The sequence below is a fragment of the Helicobacter felistomachi genome (assembly GCF_030296895.1).
Classification (GTDB): domain Bacteria; phylum Campylobacterota; class Campylobacteria; order Campylobacterales; family Helicobacteraceae; genus Helicobacter; species Helicobacter felistomachi.
Map to the genome: position 1 here is coordinate 318,006 of NZ_AP028022.1, position 23,825 is coordinate 341,830.

Here is a 23,825-nt window from a genome sequence, read left to right on the forward strand (position 1 = left end):
GAAATCATGTTGCAAATTGGGATTGTGGGCTTGGGCTGTGTGGGCTTAAGCGTGGTGGAGATTTTAAACAAGCATGCTGATCTGTTGGTGCAAAGGTGTGGACATCAGCTCATGATAAAAAAGGGGGTGGTTAAGGATTTATCCAAAAAACGCCCCGTGGACTTTGCTTTAAGCACGGATATAAACACCCTTTTAGACGACCCGGACATCAATCTCATCGTGGAGTTGAGCGGACAAGTGGAGCTGGCCTACAAACTCGCCACAAAAGCTCTTAAGCGGGGCAAGGGCTTCATCACCGCAAATAAAGCCATGCTCGCTCAGCACCAAGAGCTCATCCACAGCCCGATCGGGTTTGAGGCAAGCGTGGGGGGGGGCATCCCCCTCATCAAAGCCCTTAAAGAGGGGCTAGCGTCCAATGCCATTCTTGGCATACAGGGCGTGATCAATGGGACTTGTAATTTCATTTTAGAGCAAATGGACTTAGGACAGAGTTTTGAAAATGCGCTAAAAAAAGCCCAAGATTTGGGCTACGCCGAGGCAAACGCCCATCTAGACACCAGCGGGCAAGACAGCGCGCATAAACTATTGATTCTCTCTTCCCTAGCCTTTGGGGGACAGATTGCGTTTGAAGGTGTGGCGGTACAGGGCATTGAGGGGATCAGCAACACCGACTTAATGCATGCCAAACGTCTAGGTTACCGCCTAAAACTCCTCGCCCAAGCGCATAAGAGTGCAGAGGGGTTGACTTTAAGCGTGGGTCCCGTCTTGCTGCCACAAGAGCACATGCTTGCCCAAGTGCAAGGCGTGATGAATGGGGCGGTTTTTGTGGGCGATAGTGTGGGGGAAACTTTTTACTATGGCGCGGGGGCGGGCGGCCTTGCCACAGCCAGTGCAGTGGTGAGCGACATTTTAGACTTTTGCAGACAAAAACACGCCTTAAAGCTAAAAACCTTGCCAACAATCGCCCTAGCGAAAAAAGCCCCAAAACCCCACTATGTCCGCCTAGGGCGGCCCATGCCTAAAAATATCCCCGCGACTTTACACTTTTGCGCAGGGCAAGAGCACATTTACACCACACAGCCAACGCACACGCAAGAATTGCAAGCAAGCCTAGCACACTTAGGGGCGCAGGTGCAGATTTACCCCCTTTTGGCATGAACACAAGAGGGCAACTTGCCGAGGATTTGGCGTGTGTCTATTTGCAAAAGCAGGGGTGCAAGATTCTTTGCCGTAACTTTTACAGCTCTTTTGGTGAGATCGACATTGTTGCCACCAAAGATGGGGTGTTGCACTTTGTAGAGGTCAAATGCCGCCGTAAAGACGTGCCCATTTATGCCATCACGCCCAAGAAACTAGAGAAAATCCAAAAGACCATCGCCGTGTATTTACAAGAGAACCCGAGCGACCTGCCCTTTTGCATAGACGCGCTCACACTGCAGGGAGAGTTACCAAACTGCCACATTGAATGGCTACAAAACATTGGATTTTGAGTTTAAAGGCAAGCGCAACAATCCATGTTATAATACAGGCCCAACTTAAAAATTTAGGAGAATTGATGTCTGGTTACATTGAATTAACAAACGAAAATTTTGATATAGAAACCAAAGAGGGGGCGGTGATCGTAGACTTTTGGGCACCTTGGTGCGGCCCTTGTAAAATGCTCTCGCCCATCATCGACGAGCTTACTGGGGAGTATGCCGGCCGGGCGAAAGTTTGTAAAGTAAATACAGACGAACAAGAGGAATTGGCCGCAAGACATGGCATCCGCAGCATCCCCACCATTTTATACATGAAAGATGGCGAAGTCGTGAATCAAACCGTGGGGGCGCTCTCTAAACAATCTTTAAAGGACCACATTGACAAGCTCCTCTAACACACTGCTAGATCTAGCGATCATCGGTGGGGGTCCTGCGGGGCTAAGTGCCGGGCTTTACGCCACGAGGGGGGGGCTTAAGGAGGTGGTGTTGTTTGAAAAGGGCGCACCTGGAGGGCAGATCACTTTTAGCAGTGAGATTGAAAACTACCCCGGGGTGCGTGAAGTGGTGAGTGGTTTGGACTTCATGCAGCCTTGGCAAGAGCAGTGTTTCCGCTTTGGACTGAAACACGAAATGGCTTTGGTTACACAAATCAAACCACATGGGGCGCATTTTGCGATTCACACCGATGAAAATAAAGTTTTTCACACCAAAAGCGTGATTGTGGCCACGGGTGGTAGGCCTAAAAAGGCGGGCGTGAAGGGCGAGGACACATTTTGGGGCAATGGGGTGAGCACTTGTGCGACCTGCGATGGCTTTTTTTACAAAAATAAAGAGGTGGCAGTTTTGGGCGGGGGCGACACCGCCCTAGAGGAAGCCTTGTATCTAACCAAACTCTGTGCCAAGGTCTATCTCATCCACCGCCGCGACACCTTCCGCGCCGCCCCCATCACCCTAGAAAAAGCCAAAAAACACCCTAAGATTGAGTTTTTGACCCCAGCTGTCATTGAAGAAATCAAGGGCAGCTCAGGTGGAGTCAGTGCCGTTGTGTTTAAAAACACCCACACGGGCGTGGTGAAGGAACTTGCCGTGTCTGGAGTTTTTATCTTTGTGGGCTATGAGATCAACAACGAAGTGTTGAAACAAGACGACCAAGACATGCTGTGTGCATGCGATCCTTATGGGGCCATTGAAGTGGATTTAGCGATGAAAACAAGCGTGAAGGGGTTGTTTGCCGCCGGAGATGTACGCACACAAGCGGCCAAACAAGTGGTCTGTGCGGCTGGGGACGGTGCCACTGCTGCGCTCTCGGCCCTTGCTTATTTGGAGGAGCATTCTTAGTGCAACAATTACAAGTAGGGATTTTTGGGGCGAGTGGAAAAGTCGGGGGCTTGCTCGCCAAAGAGATACACAAACACCCCCACCTGGCCCTATCCAGCGTCTTTTTGCGTCAAAACTTGAGCCTGCAACTCGCTCAAGTCTTGCCGCAAGAAACTTTTGTAACAAACAATGCCGAACAATTTCTCGAGCATTGCCAGCTTGTCATAGACTTCTCTTCGCCCAAAGCCTTAGACATGCTTTTATCTGCCTTGCTGGTAAACCCATTGCCCCTTGTGTGCGGCACAACGGGACTGCAAGAGCAATGGCAAGTTTTAGCAGAACTGAGCCAAAAAGTCCCCGTTTTATACGCATCTAACATGTCGCTGGGCGTGGCGGTTTTAAACGAAGTGGTTGGGGCGGTGGCTAAGAATTTAGAGCACGCCGACATTGAAATCACAGAGATCCACCACCGTTATAAGAAAGATGCGCCCAGTGGAACGGCCCTTACTTTGGGGCAAACCTGCGCCCACGCTAGGGGTGTGGACTTTAAAGAAGTGTGCCAAGAACATAGAGAGGGCTCAAGAAAAGAGAGCGAAATCGGCTTCGCAAGCCTACGTGCGGGCGATGTCGTGGGCAGGCACACCGTAGGCTTTTACTTGGATGGGGAGTATTTGGAGCTCAGCCACACCGCCACAGACCGCAACATCTTTGCTAAGGGCGCACTAGAAGCGGCCAAGTGGCTTTCCGTCCAAAAACCTGGGCTTTATAACATCCAAGACATTTACCGCTCTTAAGGGACGTGCACTCATCACATAGAGTGCTGCAACAGAAGACTAGAGGCGCAAACTTGCGCTTGGGCTGAATTTATACGTTTGCTTTGGGTGCTGGTGCTGCAAGGCAAAAATCTTAAACACCACAAACCCGCCCGTTCTCTTGCTAAAGAAACCCACAACCAAAGCATAAAAGCGGTTTTTAAGTATTTTGTCTTTTGTTTAATGCATCCTATAGCACTAATTCTCAATATATCTGTTTCATTAAGTAAAACGCTCTCTTTTTATTGCCAATAAAAAAATGACCTCTAAAACTTCCCATGGGTATCGCCCATTTTGAGGCTATGGATAAAAAATATATTGAAATCAAATCCGTTTAGATTTTGGACTCTCATAAGACTGTAGATTTGGCTTATAAGCACGCCAATTTGCCACAGCACTGAGACTCAAAAGAATCAGCGTAATTTTACACAAATGTTTGTTAATTTTTCACACTAAACCCCATAAGGAAATTGATATGAAAAAAAATAGTACCATTTGGTTAAACATACTGGTCGCTTTTGCTCTAACACCCTATGCCAATGCCCAACCATTAAAATTTGCCGTATCACTCACACACAGCACATTTTTTAAGCCCGGGCAGCTCAGAATTGTTTCTGAGAACAATTTTCCCGTGATCATCACAAACATCATACTCAACGGGGGCAGTTCTTGCAAATTACCCAACGATTTTGAGGCTTTAGGCGAAGAAATAAAGGGGGCAAGAAAAGACATCGACGCAAACACAGAGGCACAAGACACAGAGGAGGATTACCACAGATTTAGAGGACTTATTGATCTCTACCAACAAGGTGTTCTCGAGCACCAACAACACCTCTTGCGCCTACAGCAGACCTACCAAGCACTGCAGACAAATCATGCGCAAAACAACCGCATCCAATTTTGGCGCCCCCTAAAAACATGGCAAGCCTTTGAGACACCCAACCCCTGTAAACCCACACAACTCAGGAGCATCACGATCGAAACGCTCAAAAACGGCGCAACCACCTATGATCTAAATTTTAGATGATCTTCACTACAAATGCACCATCCTAGCATAGGGTTTGGGGATTTCGATCTCTTGGCCCAAGCTCAGGGCCGCATTAAAGCACCAAAAGGGGTTTTTCAACAAAGCCCGCGCTAAATAGATGGCATCCACGACCTGACTACCCACTAATCTTTGCGCCATTTTGGGCTCTTCAAGAGCACCACCTCCGATGGTGGGCTTGCCTAAAGCGTCTCTTAAATAACCAGCACCAGAAATTTGGTAGCCCGGATACACTTTAATAGGCGCTTCCACCACGCCTCCACTGCTGACATTGAGGGCATCGTAAAGAGAGTCTAAAGGTTCTAAAAGTTGGGCTATTTTTTCAGGGGTGTTGCCCTGTTTATGGTAGTCTGTGGCAGACACGCGCACAGTGAGGGGTAGGTCTATGGTCTCTCTTAGGCTCTCTAGGATTTCTTGTAAAATCAATGCCCGATTTTTGCCATAGGCATCATTTCTATGGTTGCTTAAGGGGGATAAAAAGCTGCTGAGTAAATAGCCGTGTGCGGCGTGGACTTCTAACGCGTCAAAGCCCGCTTGCTTTGCCCTTAAACCCGCTTGTTTAAAGTCCAAGATCACTTGCCTTATGTCGCTTGTATCCATTTCTTTAGGTGTGGCGTAAGATTCGTTAAAACGCAAAGCAGACGGGGCTAAAAGGGGTGTGTCTTTAAGAGTGCCTTTTCTGCCCGCATGCCCGATTTGCAAAGCCACTTTAGAGCCGTATTTGTGGCACTCTTTGACAATCTTAGCTAAACCTTCTATGTGCTTGTCTTCATAAATGCCTAAATCTTCGCTAGAAATGCGCCCATTGGCACTCACCGCCGCCACTTCAAAGATGATTAAGCCCACTTGTCCGATCGCCCGGCTCACATAATGGTAAGTGTGCCAGTCATTAACATGCCCATCGCGCGCGCTGTACTGATCCATAGGTGCCATCACCACGCGGTTTTTTAACTCTAAATCCTTGATTTTCCAAGGGCTAAACAATAAAGTTTTATCCATTTTCTTCTCCTAGTTGGTTTAAAAAGGCGTGTAAATGCTTATACTCTTTCGCATTTAAATAGCGGGTCTTGCCTACGGGCAAGGCGTTTAAAGACACAAAGCCAAAGCTCACCCGCTTTAAGTCCAAAACCTCTCGTTTAAAATGCCCGAAAAAACGGCGCAACTCTCTATTACGCCCCTCTTGCAAGGTGAGCTTGAGCTTGGAGTAATTGCGGCCACTTTTAAGCACGCTGGCTTGCATGGGGGCAATGTGGATGGTTTCTACACGACTCTTTTGGTGTGCGCCCTCTTTGCTGGTGGTTTCTAAGCCCTCTTCAAAGGCATCACACATGGCTTGTGTTATGCTCCCATTGATTTTCACCAAATAGGTACGCTCTAAGTGGCTATGCATCAAAGCATCCACGACCTTTTTACTGTCGCTCAAAAGCAACAGCCCCATAGACGCGTAATCTAGCCGTCCTATGGGGGTGAAGTGCTGAAACTTGCCCTCTAGGCTGTCAAAAATGACCTTGCGCCCCCGATCGTCTATGCGGCTCACCAGCTCGCCTTTAGGCTTGTGATAGACGATTACGGTGTAATGCTCTTGCTTTTTGATCTTTAGCAACTTGTCATCTACAAAGATTTTATCGTGGGGGTGAAAGGGTGTGGTGAAAGTGGCTTTGGTGTGTTTGACTTTCACCCGCCCCTGGGCGATCAAAGCATCGGCAACACGGCGCGAACAGGGGATGTTGTGGGCTAAGAATTGGTTTAAACGCATTAATTATCCAGCCATTGGTAGGTTTTAAAATTCTCTTTGATCGTGGTGTTGACTTTAAAGGCGGTGTTGAAGCGTAGGCGTTTGTTTTGCTCGTAGAAAACCACGGACAGCGCACGGTTGCCCTTGTGGCTTGTGGCCGCTTCTTTGAGCCTAGAAAACAAGTCTAAAGACACGCTGGTGTCGAGCACAATGGATAGGGGGATGTGCTGTTCGTCTTGGTGTCCGATCACGCAAGAACTCGGGTTATCGCTAAAGTCCTTGACGATGTCTACGGGCTGTGTGTCCTCTGTGTCCTCTTTTTGGGCTTTGTAGCGCACTTTGGGGATTTTGACCTGTTTGATGTTCTCAAAGGTGTCGATCTCTAAAAGACGCAAGCGGGCAACTTCCTCTTGCTCCTCAATCTTACACTTAAAAGCGAGGGGCAATTCCATGTCTAGCTGGTCTAGGGCGTTTAGTTGTTTTTCAAACAACATCAACTCAAAACGCCCCGAGAAATCCACGATCGCCGCCTCGCCATAGGGCTTGCCGCTGTTTTTGCCTATTTTGCGTTTGACATCTAAGACCTTGCCGATAAACACCGCTGACGAGCCGATCTCCATGCGGGCAATATCCACGCTCTTAGCCACATTTTTCAGGCTCTTGATCGCATCTTTAAACGCGTCTAAAGGGTGCCCTGAAAAATAAAGCCCCATGCACTCGTATTCGTGGTTTAAAAGCGTGTTGGCATCAAATTCCTCATAAATCTTTAAATCCAAATGCGCCTTTTCTAATTCTTCGCTAGACATGTTAGCAAACAGCCCCACACTCATTTGGGCGTTGCTCTTGTCTTTCCTACGTCCTTCATCACAAATCGCGTCTAAATTCTCCAGCATGGTGCGGCGGTTGTAGCCCAGCCCGTCTAAACTCCCCGATTTGACTAAGGGCTCTAAAATGCGCTTGCTGAACTTAGAAAAATCAATTTTGCTAATCAAATCCTCTAGGCTACTAAAATTGCCGTGTTTTTCACGGATTTCCACCAAAGTGCCTAGCGGTCCCTCGCCCGCCCCCTTGATCGCCTCCAGCCCAAAAACAATGACCTTTTCGCCCTTTGCATCCTCCACCTTAAACTGCACATCGGAGGTATTGACATGGGGGCGTTCCACCTTGATCCCCATAGAGCTTGCCTCTTCTACATAGTAAGCCACCGACTCAATGTGGCGGCACTCGCTGCTGAGCATCGCCGCCATGAACTCGTGCTTGTAGTGGGTTTTTAAATAGGCGGTTTGAAAAGTCAGCATCGCATAGGCGGCGGAGTGGGACTTGTTGAAGCCATAGCCAGCAAATTTCACGATTAAGTCAAACAACTCGCCCGCCTTTTGGCTGTCAAAATTATTTTTGATCGCCCCTTGCACGAATTTGGCTTTATTGTCCGCCATGATCTGTGCGTCCTTTTTGCCCATCGCACGGCGGATCAAATCCGCCTCCCCCAAAGAAAAGCCCGCAATGGTTTGCACGATTTGCATGACTTGCTCTTGATACACGATCGTGCCGTAAGTGGGGCGTAAAATGGGCTCTAGTGCGTCAAACATGTAGGTGATCGGGGCACTGCCATGTTTGCGATTGACAAAGTCATCGACCATGCCAGACTCCATAGGGCCGGGGCGACCCAGCGCAATGATCGCAATGATGTCCTCAAAACTAGAAGGGCGTAGCCGTTTGTTTAAGGTTTGGAACATGCCAGACTCGATTTGGAAGATCCCCACCGTGTTGCCCTCTTGGATCGTGGCATAGACTTTTGGGTCGTCCATATCCACACTCAAAAAGTCGATCTTTTTGTGGCTGTATTTTTCAATGATCTTTAGAGCATCGTGGATCACCGTGAGCGTTTTTAACCCCAAAAAGTCAAACTTGATGAGATCAATGGCTTCTAGGTATTTCATGGAGTATTGCGTGACAATGCCCCCCGTGCGCTCACTCGTGTAAAGGGGGGATTTATACCAAAGTTCCCTTTCGCTATCCACCACCAAAGCGGCGGCGTGCTTACCTGCCGAGCGATTCAAATTTTCTAGACGCAAGGAAAAATCCCAAACTTGTTTAGCTAGCTGATCCCTCTCAATCAAGGCTTGGATTTTAGGCTCTAGCTCGAAGGCTTCTTGCAAGGTGATCCCTAGCCGATTGGGGATCAATTTTGCCATCTCATCGGCTTGTTTGTAGGGCATGTCCAGCACCCGTGCGACATCTCTAATCACGCCCTTAGCCAGCATTTTGTTGAAGGTGATCACTTGGGCGACATTGTATTTGCCGTATTTGGCGATCATATAATCGAGCATTTCGCCCCGCCGCCTTTGGCAAAAGTCGGTGTCAATATCGGGCATGCTCACCCGCTCGGGATTTAAGAAGCGCTCAAAGAGTAGATCGTATTTGAGCGGATCGATGTCCGTGATTTGCAAACAAAAGGCGACCAAACTGCCCGCCGCACTGCCCCGCCCGGGACCTACGGGGATATTGCTCTCTCTGGCGTGGCGGATAAAATCCCACACAATCAGCATGTAGCCCGCAAATTTCATGTCGCTGATGATTTTAATTTCGTATTCTAGCCGTTCGGTGTATTTGGCGTGTTGGCTGGGCTCAACGATCTCTAGGCGTTTTTTAAGCCCCTCTCTAGCTTTGTGGGCAAAGTAGGCTTTATCGTCCTCAAAGTCCAGCCCTTCATTTTGGGCGTATTCTTTGGTGAATTTAAAACGGGGGGGGTGGGGGGGGTTGGTGTCGTTTTTGAGATCGATCTCTAAATGGCATTTGTCGGCGATCTCTTGGGTGTGCTCTAGGGCTTCGGGGATGTCGGCAAAGAGCCTTGCCATCTCTTGGGGAGTCTTGATATAAAACTCATGTACAGAGTGTTTGAGCCGTTCGGCGTCATTAAGGGTCTTGCCCATCGCCACACACATGGCGACTTCTTGGGCGCTCGCGTCCTCTTTGTTGGTGTAGTGGGTGTCATTTGTGGCGATGAGCTTAATGCCCGTTTCTTTGGAGAGTCTAATCACCTGTTCGTCAATGGCGAGTTGGTCGGCAATGCCATGGCGCATGATCTCCATATAAAAATCGTCCCCGAAAATGTCTTGGTATTCTAGGGCAATGCGTTTAGCCTCCTCATAGCCCTTTGCGCCGAATTTCTTATTACGGGGGTTTTGGTCGTTTAAATGCCAGTTGATCTCGCCTTGTAGGCATGCGCTCGAGCAGATGAGCCCCCTAGCGCGCTCTCTCAAAATCTTTTTATTGATACGGGGATAGTAATAAAACCCCTCTAAAAAGGCTTGGGAGCTCAAATACATGAGATTTTGGTAGCCCTCTTGGTCTTTGGCGTATAAACACAAATGGAAGCGTTGTCTGGATTGTTTGTCATTTAAAATTTCGGCGTTGTGTAGATAGGTTTCAATGCCGATGATGGGCTTGATCCCCTCTTTTTTCATGCAAGTGTAAAAGTCAATCGCGCCAAACATATTGCCATGGTCGGTCATGCTCACACTGGTCATGCCCAGCTCTTTGATCTTCTTGGCTAGGATTTTGATCTTGTTTGCGCCATCGAGCAAAGAATACTCGGTGTGTAGGTGTAAATGGGTGTAGTTTTGCATGGGAATCCTTTAGCCCATACTATTACTATACAAGGGCTTAAAAATCAAAGGGCTAGGTTATGATGTTTGTAGCACAAGTTTTGGGATTTGAGTTTTTCTAAAAAACACGATTTTTTAAGTTAGTACAAAGCGTGCCACCTAAGTGAATTGCCCCCCTCCAAGCCCCCTCCAAAAAAAGGCAAAAAGCAAAGGCGAGGGCTACATCATACCGCCCATGCCTCCCATACCGCCCATGCCTCCCATATCAGGCATAGCGGGGGCGGGTTTGTCTTCTTTCACTTCATGCACGGTGGCTTCTGTGGTTAAGAGCAAGCTAGACACGGATACGGCGTTTTGCAAGGCGATGCGCGCCACTTTAAGGGGGTCAATGATCCCTGCCTTAAACATGTCCACATATTCGCCATTGCTCGCGTTGAAACCAAAATGGGCTTCTTTGTGTTTTTCCACTTCATTCACCACCACGCCACGATCGTAGCCTGCATTGCCGCAATTTGTGCTAGGGGCGCTTTGATGGCGCGCATGATGATCTCATAACCCACTTTTTCATCGCCCTCTAGGTTTAAATGCACTTTTTGGGCGGCGCGAATCAAAGCCGCACCCCCACCGATCACAATGCCCTCTTCTACGGCGGCTTTGGTAGCAGACAAAGCGTCATCTACGCGGTCTTTTTTCTCTTTCATTTCCACTTCAGAAGCCGCCCCGACTTTAATCACCGCCACGCCGCCGCTCAGTTTGGCAAGGCGTTCTTGGAGTTTTTCTTTGTCGTAATCGCTAGTGGTGGCTTCGATTTGGGTTTTGATTTGTGCGATGCGATCTTTCACATCATGGGCCTTGCCCTTGCCATCTACGATCGTGGTGTTGTCTTTATCGATGACAATACGCACAGCCACACCCAGATCGCTCACATCAGCATTTTCTAGGGTTTTGCCAAGTTCCTCAGAGATCACTTGTCCGCCTGTTAAAATCGCAATGTCTTTTAACATTTCCTTACGGCGATCGCCAAAACCGGGAGCCTTCACGGCAGCGACATTCAACACGCCCCTTAGTTTATTCACCACTAGAGTTGTGAGCGCTTCGCCCTCAATATCCTCAGCGATGATTAAAAGGGGTTTGCCCTCTTTCATGGTGCGCTCAAGCAGGGGCAAAATGTCCTTCATGCTAGAGATTTTCTTATCGGTGAGCAAAATGTAAGCGTTTTCTAGCTGGGTGGTCATTTTTTCAGCATTGGTGACAAAGTAGGGGGAGAGATAGCCGCGATCAAATTGCATGCCCTCAACCACATCTAATTCATCCTCGATTCCTTTGGCTTCTTCCACGGTGATCACGCCGTCTTTACCCACTTTTTCCATCGCATCGGCGATCAATTTCCCGATTTTTTCATCGGAGTTGGCGGAGATGGTGGCGACTTGGGTGATTTCCTCTTTCCCACCCACTTTTTTGCTCGCTTTTTTGAGTTCTGCAATGATCGCCTCGCTGGCCTTATCCATGCCCCTTTTGATTTCAATGGGGTTGGCTCCTGCAGTGATGTTACGTAAGCCCTCTTTAAAAATGCTGTAAGCGAGCACAGTCGCGGTGGTGGTGCCATCGCCGGCGGCATCAGCGGTTTTGCTCGCCACTTCTTTCACGAGTTGTGCACCCATGTTTGCCACAGGGCAAGAAAGCTCGATTTCCTTAGCCACGCTCACGCCGTCTTTGGTGATGCTAGGCGCGCCGTAGCTTTTTTGGATCAACACATTGCGCCCTCTAGGGCCCATAGTAACTTTCACGGTGTCGTGGAGTTGTTTCACGCCTTCAAAGAGCTTGTTGCGCGCAGTGTCTGAAAACTTAATTTCTTTAGTTGCCATTGTCTAATCCTTTTAAAATTTTATAATAGTGGTTGGCGCGCCTTAGGCGCGCTGTCTTTTAGTGGTTGTGGCAGCAGTTGCCTTCGTGCTTGTGATCGCCCTTTTTATGTCCATGCTCATGCCCGTGGCAGCAAGAATCCACCACGCCCAGCACATCTTCCAGCTCTAAAACTATAAATTCCTTGCCCTCGAGCACGATTTCAGTCCCTTTGTATTTACCAAAAGCCACGACATCGCCTTCTTTAAGGCATTTACAATCCTCACCGATCTTGTGACTCACGGCTTTCACTACACCCATTTGGGGTTTTTCTTTCGCGTTGTCGGGGATGATGATCCCTGAAGCAGTTTTCTTTTCTTCCTCTAGTCTTTCAACCAGCACTCTTTCACCTAATGGTTTAAACATAGGGTCTCCTCAAGTTACGAAAATTAGCACTTAAAAAATTTAAGTGCCACGATTCTAGCAAAAATTTGTGAGCAAGTCAAGACTTAAGGCAATACTAAAATATTTTACTTAAAAAACTTTATAGTAAAAGACTAAAGTTAATTATGAGTAAAGCTATAAAGTTCTGGGTTTAATTGCTCTGCGTGCACCTTTAGGCAAAATCAAACTTACCTATGCTAAATTCCTACGCATGATCACGCAAGAATCCTTAGAGCAACTCAAGCAGGTCGCCGACATCGTGGAGGTGGTACAAGGCTATATCACGCTTAAAAAAGTGGGGAGCAACTACCAGGCCATTTGTCCTTTCCACGATGAAAAAACCCCTAGTTTTGTCGTCACCCCGCAGCGCAATTCCTTCCGCTGCTATGGTTGTTCTAAGTCGGGCAACGCTTTTACCTTTGTCATGGAATATGAAAAGGTGGACTTCCCCACGGCGGCGCAAAAACTCGCCAGCATGTTTAATGTCCCCTTACAATTCACCCACAACAAAGAGCCCACGGCCAGCGTAGACCTTTTAGAGAAAATCGCCCAGGGTTACCAAGCCCAGCTTGCCAAAACCCCCCATGCCCTTGAATACCTGCGCCAAAGGGGGGTGCGCCCTGAAAGCTTCAAAGATTTTTCTTTGGGTTTTTGCAGCCCTTCAAGCGTGCTAGGCTATATCCAAGCCCACAAGCTAGACATCAAAACCCTTTTAGACTTAGGGGTTTTAGGTCAAGACGGCCACCAAAAAACCTTTGTGCGCTTTGCTAACCGCCTCATGTTTGCCATCCACAACCCCAATGGCAAGGTGGTGGGCTTTGGGGGGCGGACATTGCAAGAAAACGCACAAGTGGCAAAGTACATCAACTCTCCTCAAAGCGCGTTGTTCAACAAGTCTAAACTGCTCTATGGCTACTTCCAAGCCCGCCAACATATCTTAAAAACCAAGCAACTCATTTTGACTGAAGGCTATTTAGATGTGATTTTGTTGCACCAAGCGGGCTTTAATACAGCGGTAGCTACCCTAGGCACAGCCCTAACCCCCGAGCATTTGCCCGCTTTAAGTCGGGGCGAGCCTTCCATCATTTTACTCTACGATGGCGACAAGGCAGGTAGGGCGGCGGCATTTAAGGCCAGCCAACTATTAGCCAAAGAGCTGAAAAGTGGGGGCGTGGTGCTTTTAACCCCCCCGCTTGACCCAGCCGACATGGTAACACAAGGACACATAGACAGCCTAAAAGCCCTCCTAGCCCGTCCCATCCCCTTCATCGAGTTTGTCTTGCAAGGGATTGTTAAAGAGTGCAACCTCAACGACCCCTTACAAAAAAAGCAAGCTTTCGAGCAAGTCCAAGCCTTTTTACACGAGCTGCCCCCTATAGTGCAAGAAGATTATAAACCGATGGCAGCAAGCTTACTGCAAACCTCTTTACGCTTTTTTAGCCCCCAAAAACCTAGACACCACCCCCCACAGCCTCTAGCCCAGCGCCCCATCAGCGACCCTCTAGAAGAGTTGTTGATTAAATACATGGTGTTGTATCCTGAGTTACTAGAGCGGGCAAAAACCTACATCAGCACCCCTCAAGTTTTTAGGCATTGTGCCCACGCCTTTACACTTTTATGCAACGCCCAACCCGAAGACGCACAAATTGCCGCCATTAAGCTAGACGACAGATTGCCGACAGCCACGCCTCCTAACAAAGATTTTGACGCACATTTGGCCTTATTTATCAAACGCCACTGCGCGACACAAATAGAGCAAATCAACCACCTTTATCCCCACTTAGAGATCAGCCAAAGGCTGGAAATGCTGTCTTTATGGCGGGCAAAATTATACCAATCCAACCAAGGAGAATTAGTCAAAGTATGAGAGCCTTAGCGTTGTTTAGCGGGGGGTTAGATAGCTTGCTGTCCATGCAACTTGTTGCCTCACAAGGGGTTGAAGTCATTGCCTTGCATTTTAACATCGGCTTTGGGGGCAATAAGGACAAGAGAGAATATTTAGAGAAGGCCAGCGCGCAAGTGGGGGCAAAGTTGCTTTTATGCGACATCCAAGAGCAATTTTTTAACGAAGTGTTATTTAGTCCCCAGTATGGCTATGGCAAGTATTTTAATCCTTGCATTGATTGCCACGCCAATATGTTCCGCCAAGCCTTTTACAAACTTTTAGAGTTGAAGGCGGATTTTGTCATCAGCGGAGAGGTGCTAGGCCAGCGCCCCAAGAGCCAAAGACGCGAAGCGATGGACCAAGTGAAAAAGCTCGTGCGTGCATTCGGACAGGAAAGTTGCTTTGATGGCTTGCTAGATAGAAAGGGCGACGACCCTAGTAAGCCCAAAACTTTAGATGAGCTGTTGTTGCGCCCCATGAGCGCGCAGCTCTTAGAGCCTAGCTTTGCAGAAAAACAGGGGTGGGTGGATCGGGCGAAACTCTTAAGTGTGCAGGGGCGGGGGCGTACCACTCAATTAGAAAAGGTCAAAGAGCTAGGGTTAGAACACTATGAAAACCCCAGCGGAGGGTGCTTGCTGACAGACTTAAGTGTGAGCCGCAAGCTTAAAGACTTGCAAGTGCACCGCCAAAAGACACAACAAGATTTAGTGGTGCAAGATAATGTTTTGGTAAAAGTCGGACGGTATATGGTGGTCGGCAACACCCGTTTAATCGTAGGGCGCAATGAGTTAGAAAACGCCAAACTAGAAGCCCCCCACCCCTTAATGGAGCAAATCACCCTGCTCGATTGCAAGGGGCCCTTGGGGCTTGTAGAGAAGAGTGCTAGCCTAGATGAGAAAAAGTTAGCCGCCCAAATTGTGCTGAGTTATGCCAAAAGCGAGAGTGGTCGGGATTATGGCGTGCAAGTGGGCGAGAAGACCTTTAACCTTAGCCCCCTTGAGAGAGCAAAGGCGCAAAGCTATTTGTTTTTAACTTAAACCAAAGGAGAGTAAATGCAGGACTTTATCGGCTTAGGGGTTGTGGGTAACTTCGCAAAGCATTTAGAACAGGCGGGCGAGGCACACAGCTTTATCAATATGAAGCACATTGAAAAGGACGCACCCAAAGGGCTTTTTCCTTTTTATTTACCCAACGATCCGAGCTATTTAGGGCGTGATTGTATGGATAATGAAGTCATGGTTTTGCCCGATGATTTGAGTTTGCGCGCACAAGCCGAACCAGAGATCGCCCTAGAATGCGAAGTGGTCTATAACGACAAGCAGCTAGTGGAGCGCATCACACCTCACTATTTTATGGCGTTCAACGATGGCTCTATCCGCAACCTGCCCGTTAAAAGACTCTCAGCTAAAAAGAATTTTTCTAGGGCTTCTAAGGGCATGGGGGCAAAGCTGCCCATCGACCGCTTTGTCTATGGCGGGGTGTGTAATGACTTTTCCATCGCCTCATTTCTAACTAGAGAAGGACAGACCCATGTCTATGGCGAGAACTCTAAACTCGTCAAATATGAATATTTTTACGACAAACTCATGGACTGGATCGTGGAAATGTTAAACACCCAGCAAGACACAGGAACTTTAGAAAACCTCCAAGAAATTCTAAAGACTTACAACTACCCCTCTAAGCTCCTAATCGCCATTGGAGCCACACCCTACATGCCCTTTGCCCAAGAGCATTTTTTGCAACAGGGCGACACCATCACCATCATTGCCTACAACCACCGCCGTTACAGTTTTGACAAGATTTTAGAGATGACGGCTTCCAACACCTTGTTACAAGATTCTTTGGCCGACACCTCCATTGTCCAACAAAAAGTGCTGTTGGAGAGCATTCACTGATTTTTTGCGGCTTTTTTGTCAGAAAAGACTCCACGTTGAAGTCTTTAAAAAATTGTTAAGCAATTTGAGCTTAGAATTAGAGCCAACTTTATTAACAAAGGGTAAACTTGAAACAAAAACAAAACAATCTCGATCCAAGCCACGAATTTAACCAGCTGAAGCAGGAGTATGTGCGTCAAGAAGTGGCTTACGCCACTTACTTAAGAGAAAGTAAGAAACAGCTCTATGGGTGCAAAGATATTTTAGAGCGGCATGCTTTCTTTGTGAATCGTTGCAAAGCTTATAAACCTTTAAGCGATGTTTACATGCGCTTGCGCTCCTTGTCTAAACAATGCAAAATCGGCATGCAGTCCATCCGTGAATCTTTTGAGAAGTTTAGGCGCACACACAACAACACCCTCACCTCTATCAAACGCTACGAAAGCAAATTACAGCGAATCAAAGAAGGTAAAGCCCCCTCCGACTGGGAATAACCTAAAGCAGGGCGATCTTGCGCCCCCCGGGCACACACCGCCCGATCATCTCCGCCTTGATCCCCTCATCTTGTAATCTTCGCACACACTCCACCCCCTCTTTTGCCTCCACTGCCGCCAACAAGCCCCCGAAGTTTGCGCATCATAAAAGAGAATATCGGGTAAGCTTGCTTGGCTTAACACCCGCGCTTGTAAGGCTTTTTTGTTTGCTACACTCCCCCCTGGATACACCCCCTCTTTGGCAAGCTCCAACGCCCCCTTTAAAAGGGGGATCTGCGCAGTATTTATCTCAAAAGAGATGTGAGGATTTAGCATTTCTACCAAATGCCCCACAAGCCCAAAGCCGGTTACATCCGTGCAAGCATGCACGCTAAAATCTTGCAAAACCTGCATGGCTTTTAAATTCAAGCTTGCCATGCTCTCTAGGGCCTCATTAGCTTCTTTTAAAACCTTGCGCTTTAGGGCGGTGGTGAGTATCCCACTGCCTAGGGGCTTGGTTAAGATCAACACATCGCCCACACCAGCTCCCCTCTTAGGCCATAAAGATTTTTCTACAAGCCCGGTAACACTTAGGCCAAATTTTTGCTCTACATCGCTTAGACTATGTCCACCTAAAAGCGCACAAGAACACTCATTGAGCTTGTCTAGCGCACCCTGCATGATCGCTTGTATGCTCTCAGCGCTCACATGCTCTTGATCCCACGCAAGGACACTAAGTGCACTGAGTGCCCTAGCCCCCTTTGCAAAGACATCGCTTAAGGCATTGGCCGTGGCAATCTGCCCGTAGATGTAGGGGTCATCGACCACCGGGGGGATCACATCCACACTTTGCACGAGTAAAGACCCCCCCACTTCGATCGCCCCGCAATCATCGCCATCGCTAAAATCTAAGAGCACGCCCTTTAAGCGAGGTTGTTTGAGCTTAGCTGTGATTTGTTTGAGGTCCTCCAGACCCACCTTAGCCGCTCAACCCGCACAGCGCACAAACTGCGTCAATTCTTCAGCCATAACCTCCCTTAAGAATAGTTTTAGCCTTGGTGCCCACAGCAGTAGAGCCACTAGGCAAGTCGCCCACCACTACGGCATTTGCCCCGATCTTGACATCATCGCCAATCGTGATCGCCCCTAAGACCTTTGCCCCAGCCCCCACGACCACGCGATCGCCCAAAGTGGGGTGGCGCTTACCCTTGAGTTTACCCGTCCCTCCCAATGTAACGCCGTGATAAATCGTTACATCATCGCCAATTTGCGTGGTTTCTCCAATCACCACCCCCATGCCATGGTCGATGAAAAGTCCGCGCCCAATCTTAGCTCCTGGATGGATTTCTATCCCAGTTAAAAAACGGGCAAATTGTGAGAGTGCCCGGGCAAGAAAATAAAAGCCCTTTTGGTGCAGGGCGTGGGATAGGCGGTGTAAAATCAGGGCATGCACGCCTGGATAAAGCAACAACACTTCCCACTTGTTGCGTGCGGCCGGGTCTTGTTGCAGTGCCCGCTCTAGACTATAGGCAAGATCAATCATCGTAAAGCCCGGTGGAGATGTATTTTTCCCCCCCATCGGGAGCAAGAGTCAAAACAGATTTGTCCTTGCCTAGTTTACGCGCCACTTGCATGCCAGCAAAGATCGCCGCACCCGAGGAAATCCCCACTAAAATCCCCTCCTTTTGCCCAAAAAGTCTAGCCGTGCGGATCGCATCCTTTTCATCCACAGCGATCACCTCATCGACCACGCTTTTATCGTAATTGCCCGGGATAAAGCCCACACCGATCCCTTGGATTTTATGGGGGCTGTGCCGCCCTCCGCTTAAGACCGGCGATTGTGCCGGCTCTACGGCAATGACCCGCGCCTTGTGCCCGCTCTCTTTAAACTTGCGCCCCACACCCGCGATCGTCCCCCCCGTGCCTACACCTAGCACTAGTGCATCTGCATCGGGTAAATCCCGTAAAATCTCTTCAGCAGTCGTGCTGTAGTGCTTGCTCGGGTTAGCTGGGTTTTCAAACTGTTGGGGGATGAAGTACCCGGGAGCGGCACCAATCTCTAAGGCTTTATCAATCGCCCCCTTGGTGCCTAAAGACCCAGGGGTCAGGACTAACTCAGCCCCATACGCCTTGATCAACTCCCGGCGCTCAACACTCATGGTGTCTGGCATCACAATGATCACCCGATAACCTTTAAGCAAACCGATTAAGGCTAGAGCAATGCCCGTATTCCCACTTGTAGGCTCGACTATGGTTGTGCCCGGGGCGAGCCAGCCATTTTTCTCTGCCTGCTCGATCATCCCCAAAGCCGCGCGATCTTTCACACTCCCCCGGGGTTAAATTTCTCCAATTTGACATATAAATCCGCCGCCCCCTCTTCTAAAAGCTTACTGGTCTTTAAAATGGGGGTGTTGCCAATCAGGTCTAAAGTGCTGTTGTAAATCATGCATGTCCTTTCTTATGCGTTGAAGGGGATGGTCCTTAAATATTCTAGTCCACTAGGTTCTCTGTGGTCAAAAAACACGCTTTGGCGTGTGTCCATGGTGGCGATTTTAGCAAAGTCCTCGCTGTCTAATTGGAAATCAAAAATCTGCCCGTTCTCCACGATGCGATCGATTTTAGCGGATTTAAACACCACAGAAATGCCCCGCTGGGTGATCCAGCGCAAGATCACCTGGGCGGGGCTTTTATGGTGTTTATGGGCGATCTTTTGCAACACAGGGTGGTTAAAAATGTCCTTTAACCCCTCAGCAAAGGGCGACCACGCTTGCAGTTGCACTTGGTGTTGTTGCATGAACTCTTGATCGTGTTGCCTTTGGAAAAAGGGGTGCAGTTCAATTTGATTGAGCGCGGGGGCAATTTCGTTAAAAGCCGCTATGTCGGCTAGGCGGCCCGGATAAAAGTTACTCACCCCAATGGCGCGGATTTTACCCTCCTTATGCAGTGCCTCTAAGGCGCGGTAAGTGCCGTAGTAGTCGTTAAAGGGTTGGTGCACTAAGACTAAATCCAAATAATCTAAGCCCATTTTTTGCAAGGACTTTTCAACTGAAATCTTTGCCTTTTGCTCGCCGGCGTTGCTAAACCAAACTTTTGTGGTGATGAACAGATCCTCGCGGGGGACACTGGTTTTATGGACAGCTCGCCCCACGCCCGCCTCATTGCCATACATTTGGGCGGTGTCGAACAAGCGGTAACCTTTCTCGATCGCCTCCAACACGACTTTTTCACATTCATGATCGGGGATTTGAAACACCCCTAAGCCCAAAATAGGCATTTTAATCTGGTTATTCAAAGTAACAAATTCCATAAACTTTCCTTAAAATCAAATGGGCTCTCACCTTAACATAAAAAGTTTAACTCCGCTCTAAGAAGAGATCCTTCTCGCTAATTTGTGTCCCCTCGCTTAGTATCGCCGCGCGTTCCACGACAGAGAGCAATTCGCGGACATTGCCATGCCATGTGTAACTTAGCATGCACTCCTTAGCTTGATCGCTAAAACTCTTTGCTCCCAAATCATAGGCGCATAAAACTTCTTGCAACTTCCACTCCGCTAAGGGTAAAATCTCTTCCTTGCGTTCTTTCAAGGGGGGGATTTTAAGGGGGATGGTGTGTAACCTAAAAAACAAATCCTCCCTAAACTCTTTGGCTTGGATTTTCTCTTGGATATTCGTATTGGTCGCCGAGATAAAACGGACATCGATCTTAATGGGCTTGTGGCTGCCTAGCCGCACAATCTCTTTTTCTTGGATCGCTCTTAGGAGCTTGCTTTGCAACTTCGGGGGCATTTCGCTGATTTCATCTAAAAACACACTCCCCTTGTTGGCGCTCTCAAACAGCCCCGCCTTTGCACTCGTGGCGTCTGTAAAAGCCCCCTTTTCAAACCCAAAGAGCTCAGACTCCAATAAATGCTCGGGGATGGCTGCCATGTTGATCGCCACAAAGGGCGCGCCCTTGCGCTTAGAGTTTTCGTGGATGAAGTGGGCGAAAACCTCCTTACCCACCCCACTAGGGCCTTGTAAAAACACGCTCGCATCTGTGGCTGCCGCCTTGAGAGCCTGTTTTTGCACCGCCTCTAGGGCCTTTGAAGTGGCGATGAAAAACTCTTTTTTGCAAGATTTATTCACGGGGTGTATCTTGTGAAACTCTAGGACTTTTTTACTGCGATAAATCGATTCTAAAAGCAATTCGGGCTTAAAGGGCTTTTGGAAAAAGTCTTTCACCCCTAAGCGGATCGACTCGATGGCTTTATTCAGCGTGGCGTTGCCCGTGATGACAATCGCCTCAAAACGCCCCTCTAATTTGCGTAAAAACTCCAGTCCGTCCATTTGGGGCATGTTGATGTCGGTGATGATGAGCTCAAAGCTGTCATCGATGCCTTTGAGCGCGTCTTTAGGGCTTTTGTAAGCCACCACTTCCAAGTCCTCATGGTCGCTAAAAAAGAGCTCTAAACTCTTACGCATGTTGATGTCGTCTTCCACAATGGCGATTTTCATTTTTCTCCCTTCTCATAAATTTCTAGCACCAACAACCCCCCCTCCAAATGCACGCTGGCCGGGGCGTGTATGTCTAGGCTGGCTTGGTTTTGGTTTTGTAGTTTACTGTTAAAACCGCTGGCTTGCACCAACACCTCGCCCTTATACAGACAATCCACGACCGCATTTTGGTAACTTTTTAGCAAGATGTCGAGTAAATAGGGCTTTTGTAGGGGGCTTAATTTGGGCTCACTCACGGGAATATCACAAGTGTAGCTAGAATCGTGGGGGTGTTTCTTGAGCGCACGGCTTAAGCCAAACGCCTCGTTTGTGGCGATCCCATTATGTGTTTGCACCCGGTAACTGAGTACAAACTCCTTAGCCACACACAGCCCCACACCAAGAAATAGGGTAAAAAAAACCCTATTCCACTTCATTTTCTTTCGGGCAAGTGTTCGCATAAACCACGCCATCGCCCTCCACGCTCACAAGTTTCACCCCGCTGGCATTGCGCCCCGTTTCGCGGATGCTATCCATAGGCATGCGAATCATCTTACCGCTCTTGGTCAAAAGCATTAAATCTTGGCTCTCATCCACGCTCACAATACCGACCAAGTCGCCCGTTTTTTGGGTAATTTTCATGGTAATGACCCCCATACCGCCCCGCCCTTGTAAGCGGTAAGCCCCCGCTAAAGTCTGCTTGCCCATGCCCTTAGAGCTGACACTTAAGAGTCTTTCTTGCTCGCTAGAGATCACGCCCCCCCGATCACCTCATCGCCGGCTCTTAGGCGCATGCCAATCACCCCTCTAGCCACCCGTCCGATCTCTCTAACCCCCTCTATGCTAAAGCGGATACACATGCCTTGTGAACTTGCCATAAACAACTCTTGTGTGCCTGAGCTTAGGATTTGTGCGGTCACGAGCGCATCGTCCTCATCGAGCACAATCGCACGCACACCGCCCCTAACACGCCCAAATGCGCTTAAATTCGTGCGCTTAATCAAGCCCTTTTTGGTGAAAAAGACCAAAGATTTATCGGGGCTAAAGTCGGCGGTGGATAAAGTCGCCTTGATCCGCTCGCCAGGCTGCAAGTCTATGAGATTAACTAAGGCTTTGCCGATCGCACTGCGTCCCATTTCAGGGATACGATAGACTTTAAGCCAATAGAGTTGCCCCATGTTGGTAACAAATAAAATCGTGTCGTGGGTGTTGGCGCTGAAGAAAAACTCAATGAAGTCGTCCTCATGCGTGTTGCCCGAGATTTTGCCCTTACCACCCCGCTTTTGTTGCTCATAGACTTTTAAGGGCATGCGTTTGACATAGCCTCTGTGGCTCACCGTCACGACCATGTCCTCGTGGGCGATCAAATCCTCGGCACTTAGTCCCTCATAGTCCTCTTCAATTTGGGTTTTTCGTGGGGTGCTAAATTTCTCTTTCACCTCTAAAAGCTCCTCTTTAATGAGGGCGTTTAATTTGTCGGCATGCTCTAAAATGCCTTGCAAATAGGCGATCTGTGCTTGCAACTCTGTATGTTCTTGCTGGATTTTCTCTTGCTCTAGCCCCGTGAGCCGTTGCAAACGCATTTCTAAAATCGCCTTGCTCTGCTCTTCGCTCAAATGATGCGCTTTAGCTAACGCCTCTTTAGCCCCCAAAGTGTCAGCACTGCCCTTAATCAAGGCGATCACCGCCTCGCTGTTTTGCAAGGCGATTAATAAGCCCTCTAAGATATGCACCCTTGCCCTTGCCTTTTCTAGCTCAAAAATGGTGCGTCTAATCACGATGGTTTTTCTATGGAGCAAAAAGAGTCTTAAGAGCTCCAAAAGATTAAAGATTCTAGGCTCTTTGTTGTAAATGGCAAGCATGATCATGCTGAAGGTGGTTTCCATGTTGCTGGACTTATACAAGTGGTTCAGCACAATCTGCGCCACTGCGTCCTTTTTTAAATCGATCACCACCCTAACCCCCTCGCGATCGGATTCATCGCGCACCTCAGCGATTCCCTCCACGATCTTATCCTTGGCTAATTCGCTGATTTGCTCCACTAATTTAGCCTTGTTTTGTTGGTAGGGGATTTCCTCTATGATGATGCTTTCTCGGCTGCCCGTTTTTTCAAAGCGGGTTTTGGCACGCACTTTAATGCGCCCCCGCCCACTGCTGTACGCCTCTAAAATCCCCGCCCTGCCATAAATCACGCCTCCTGTGGGGAAGTCTGGACCTTGCACGATGTCTAAAATGTCTAAGAGCTCCACTTGGGGGTTTTCTAACACACAAATTAGAGCGTCTATGATCTCATCGGGGCGGTGTGGGGGGATGGAAGTTGCCATGCCTACGGCGATCCCACTAGAGCCATTGATGAGCAAATTAGGCAGGCGGCTAGGCAAAATGTCGGGTTCTTTAAGTGTGCTGTCGTAGTTGTCGCTAAAATCCACGGTCTGTTTTTCAATGTCTCTTAGCAATTCCTCGCTTGCACTTGCCATGCGTGCTTCTGTGTAGCGCATGGCGGCGGCGTTGTCGCCATCGATTGAGCCAAAATTGCCCTGCCCATCGACTAAGGGCAAGCGCATAGAAAAGTCTTGTGCCATACGCACCAAAGCCTCATACACGGCACTATCGCCATGGGGGTGGTATTTACCGATCACATCGCCCACAATGCGTGCACTCTTTTTATAAGGCACTTTCGCCCCCAAGCCCAAATCATGCATGGCGTATAAAATGCGCCGATGTACGGGTTTTAGCCCGTCTCTGGCATCGGGCAAGGCACGCCCGACGATCACGCTCATAGAGTAGTCTAAATAACTCTCTTGTAAAGACTCCTCGATTTTGACATCTTTAACTTCCAT

At 48.6% G+C, this 23,825-nt stretch carries 21 protein-coding genes and 2 pseudogenes; 10 read left to right on the forward strand and 13 right to left on the reverse strand.

Features of this window, described 5'->3' with window-relative positions; genetic code table 11:
* The first annotated feature begins 6 nt into the window (after positions 1–6).
* The 6 genes from QUE23_RS01705 to QUE23_RS01730 all read left to right on the forward strand — a co-directional run bounded on the left by QUE23_RS01705 (position 7) and on the right by QUE23_RS01730 (position 4,634).
* A complete protein-coding gene (locus tag QUE23_RS01705) occupies positions 7–1,158 on the forward strand; it encodes a homoserine dehydrogenase (RefSeq protein ID WP_286348971.1) in 1,152 nt (383 codons plus the stop codon).
* Positions 1,155–1,490, forward strand: a complete 336-nt coding sequence (locus tag QUE23_RS01710) for a YraN family protein (RefSeq protein WP_286348972.1) — start codon at positions 1,155–1,157, stop codon at positions 1,488–1,490. Before QUE23_RS01705 ends, QUE23_RS01710 begins: the two co-directional genes overlap by 4 nt.
* A gap of 65 nt (positions 1,491–1,555) precedes the next feature.
* Positions 1,556–1,873, forward strand: coding sequence for a thioredoxin (trxA, locus tag QUE23_RS01715; protein ID WP_286348973.1), 318 nt, complete (start codon positions 1,556–1,558; stop codon positions 1,871–1,873).
* Positions 1,874–1,877: 4 nt separating this feature from the next.
* Positions 1,878–2,816 carry a thioredoxin-disulfide reductase gene (gene trxB, locus QUE23_RS01720; RefSeq protein ID WP_286349472.1) on the forward strand — a complete coding sequence of 313 codons (939 nt, stop codon included), beginning with the start codon at positions 1,878–1,880 and terminating at the stop codon, positions 2,814–2,816.
* Positions 2,816–3,589 carry a 4-hydroxy-tetrahydrodipicolinate reductase gene (gene dapB / locus QUE23_RS01725; RefSeq protein ID WP_286348974.1) on the forward strand — a complete coding sequence of 258 codons (774 nt, stop codon included), beginning with the start codon at positions 2,816–2,818 and terminating at the stop codon, positions 3,587–3,589. Before trxB ends, dapB begins: the two co-directional genes overlap by 1 nt.
* A gap of 493 nt (positions 3,590–4,082) precedes the next feature.
* Entirely contained in the window at positions 4,083–4,634 is a 552-nt protein-coding gene (locus QUE23_RS01730) for a hypothetical protein (RefSeq protein ID WP_286348975.1), read from the forward strand.
* Between the two features lie 6 nt (positions 4,635–4,640).
* Here the strand turns inward: QUE23_RS01730 and QUE23_RS01735 are convergent, their stop codons facing one another.
* From QUE23_RS01735 to groES, 5 genes and pseudogenes are all read right to left on the reverse strand, one after another.
* Complete coding sequence (locus QUE23_RS01735) at positions 4,641–5,651, reverse strand: oxidoreductase (protein WP_286348976.1); 1,011 nt, start codon at positions 5,649–5,651, stop codon at positions 4,641–4,643.
* Positions 5,644–6,408: a pseudouridine synthase gene (locus QUE23_RS01740; RefSeq protein WP_286348977.1), complete on the reverse strand. Its 765-nt coding sequence runs from the start codon at positions 6,406–6,408 to the stop codon at positions 5,644–5,646. The genes QUE23_RS01735 and QUE23_RS01740 overlap by 8 nt, the downstream gene beginning before the upstream one ends.
* Complete coding sequence (dnaE, locus tag QUE23_RS01745) at positions 6,408–10,016, reverse strand: DNA polymerase III subunit alpha (protein ID WP_286348978.1); 3,609 nt, start codon at positions 10,014–10,016, stop codon at positions 6,408–6,410. Before dnaE ends, QUE23_RS01740 begins: the two co-directional genes overlap by 1 nt.
* A gap of 198 nt (positions 10,017–10,214) precedes the next feature.
* Positions 10,215–11,860 (reverse strand): annotated as a pseudogene (gene groL, locus QUE23_RS01750) (chaperonin GroEL).
* A gap of 58 nt (positions 11,861–11,918) precedes the next feature.
* Positions 11,919–12,263: a co-chaperone GroES gene (gene groES / locus QUE23_RS01755; RefSeq protein ID WP_286348979.1), complete on the reverse strand. Its 345-nt coding sequence runs from the start codon at positions 12,261–12,263 to the stop codon at positions 11,919–11,921.
* A 229-nt stretch (positions 12,264–12,492) separates the two neighbouring features.
* Here groES and dnaG point away from each other — a divergent pair, with 229 nt between their 5' ends.
* From dnaG to QUE23_RS01775, 4 genes are all read left to right on the forward strand, one after another.
* Positions 12,493–14,148, forward strand: a complete 1,656-nt coding sequence (gene dnaG, locus QUE23_RS01760) for a DNA primase (RefSeq protein WP_286348980.1) — start codon at positions 12,493–12,495, stop codon at positions 14,146–14,148.
* The gene (locus tag QUE23_RS01765; RefSeq protein WP_286348981.1) at positions 14,145–15,203 is read left to right on the forward strand and encodes an argininosuccinate synthase domain-containing protein; all 1,059 of its coding nucleotides are present in this window, start codon (positions 14,145–14,147) and stop codon (positions 15,201–15,203) included. The genes dnaG and QUE23_RS01765 overlap by 4 nt, the downstream gene beginning before the upstream one ends.
* Before the next feature lie 15 nt (positions 15,204–15,218).
* The gene (locus QUE23_RS01770) at positions 15,219–16,061 is read left to right on the forward strand and encodes a DUF5718 family protein (RefSeq protein WP_286348982.1); all 843 of its coding nucleotides are present in this window, start codon (positions 15,219–15,221) and stop codon (positions 16,059–16,061) included.
* 107 nt (positions 16,062–16,168) lie between these two features.
* Positions 16,169–16,534, forward strand: a complete 366-nt coding sequence (locus tag QUE23_RS01775) for a serine protease (RefSeq protein WP_285758099.1) — start codon at positions 16,169–16,171, stop codon at positions 16,532–16,534.
* Positions 16,535–16,579: 45 nt separating this feature from the next.
* Here QUE23_RS01775 and selD read toward each other — a convergent pair whose 3' ends face one another.
* The 8 genes and pseudogenes from selD to gyrA form a co-directional block, all read right to left on the reverse strand.
* Entirely contained in the window at positions 16,580–17,491 is a 912-nt protein-coding gene (gene selD, locus QUE23_RS01780) for a selenide, water dikinase SelD (RefSeq protein WP_286348983.1), read from the reverse strand.
* A gap of 43 nt (positions 17,492–17,534) precedes the next feature.
* Positions 17,535–18,056 carry a serine O-acetyltransferase EpsC gene (epsC, locus tag QUE23_RS01785; protein ID WP_286348984.1) on the reverse strand — a complete coding sequence of 174 codons (522 nt, stop codon included), beginning with the start codon at positions 18,054–18,056 and terminating at the stop codon, positions 17,535–17,537.
* Complete coding sequence (cysK, locus tag QUE23_RS01790) at positions 18,049–18,837, reverse strand: cysteine synthase A (protein ID WP_434801994.1); 789 nt, start codon at positions 18,835–18,837, stop codon at positions 18,049–18,051. The genes epsC and cysK overlap by 8 nt, the downstream gene beginning before the upstream one ends.
* Entirely contained in the window at positions 18,834–18,959 is a 126-nt protein-coding gene (locus tag QUE23_RS10115; RefSeq protein ID WP_434801995.1) for a hypothetical protein, read from the reverse strand. The genes cysK and QUE23_RS10115 overlap by 4 nt, the downstream gene beginning before the upstream one ends.
* Positions 18,960–18,971: 12 nt before the next feature.
* Positions 18,972–19,820 carry an aldo/keto reductase gene (locus QUE23_RS01795; protein ID WP_286348985.1) on the reverse strand — a complete coding sequence of 283 codons (849 nt, stop codon included), beginning with the start codon at positions 19,818–19,820 and terminating at the stop codon, positions 18,972–18,974.
* 46 nt (positions 19,821–19,866) lie between these two features.
* Positions 19,867–21,006, reverse strand: coding sequence for a sigma-54-dependent transcriptional regulator (locus QUE23_RS01800; protein ID WP_286348986.1), 1,140 nt, complete (start codon positions 21,004–21,006; stop codon positions 19,867–19,869).
* Positions 21,003–21,446, reverse strand: coding sequence for a hypothetical protein (locus tag QUE23_RS01805; protein WP_286348987.1), 444 nt, complete (start codon positions 21,444–21,446; stop codon positions 21,003–21,005). The genes QUE23_RS01800 and QUE23_RS01805 overlap by 4 nt, the downstream gene beginning before the upstream one ends.
* A pseudogene (gene gyrA / locus QUE23_RS01810) lies at positions 21,409–23,825 on the reverse strand (DNA gyrase subunit A). Before gyrA ends, QUE23_RS01805 begins: the two are co-directional and overlap by 38 nt.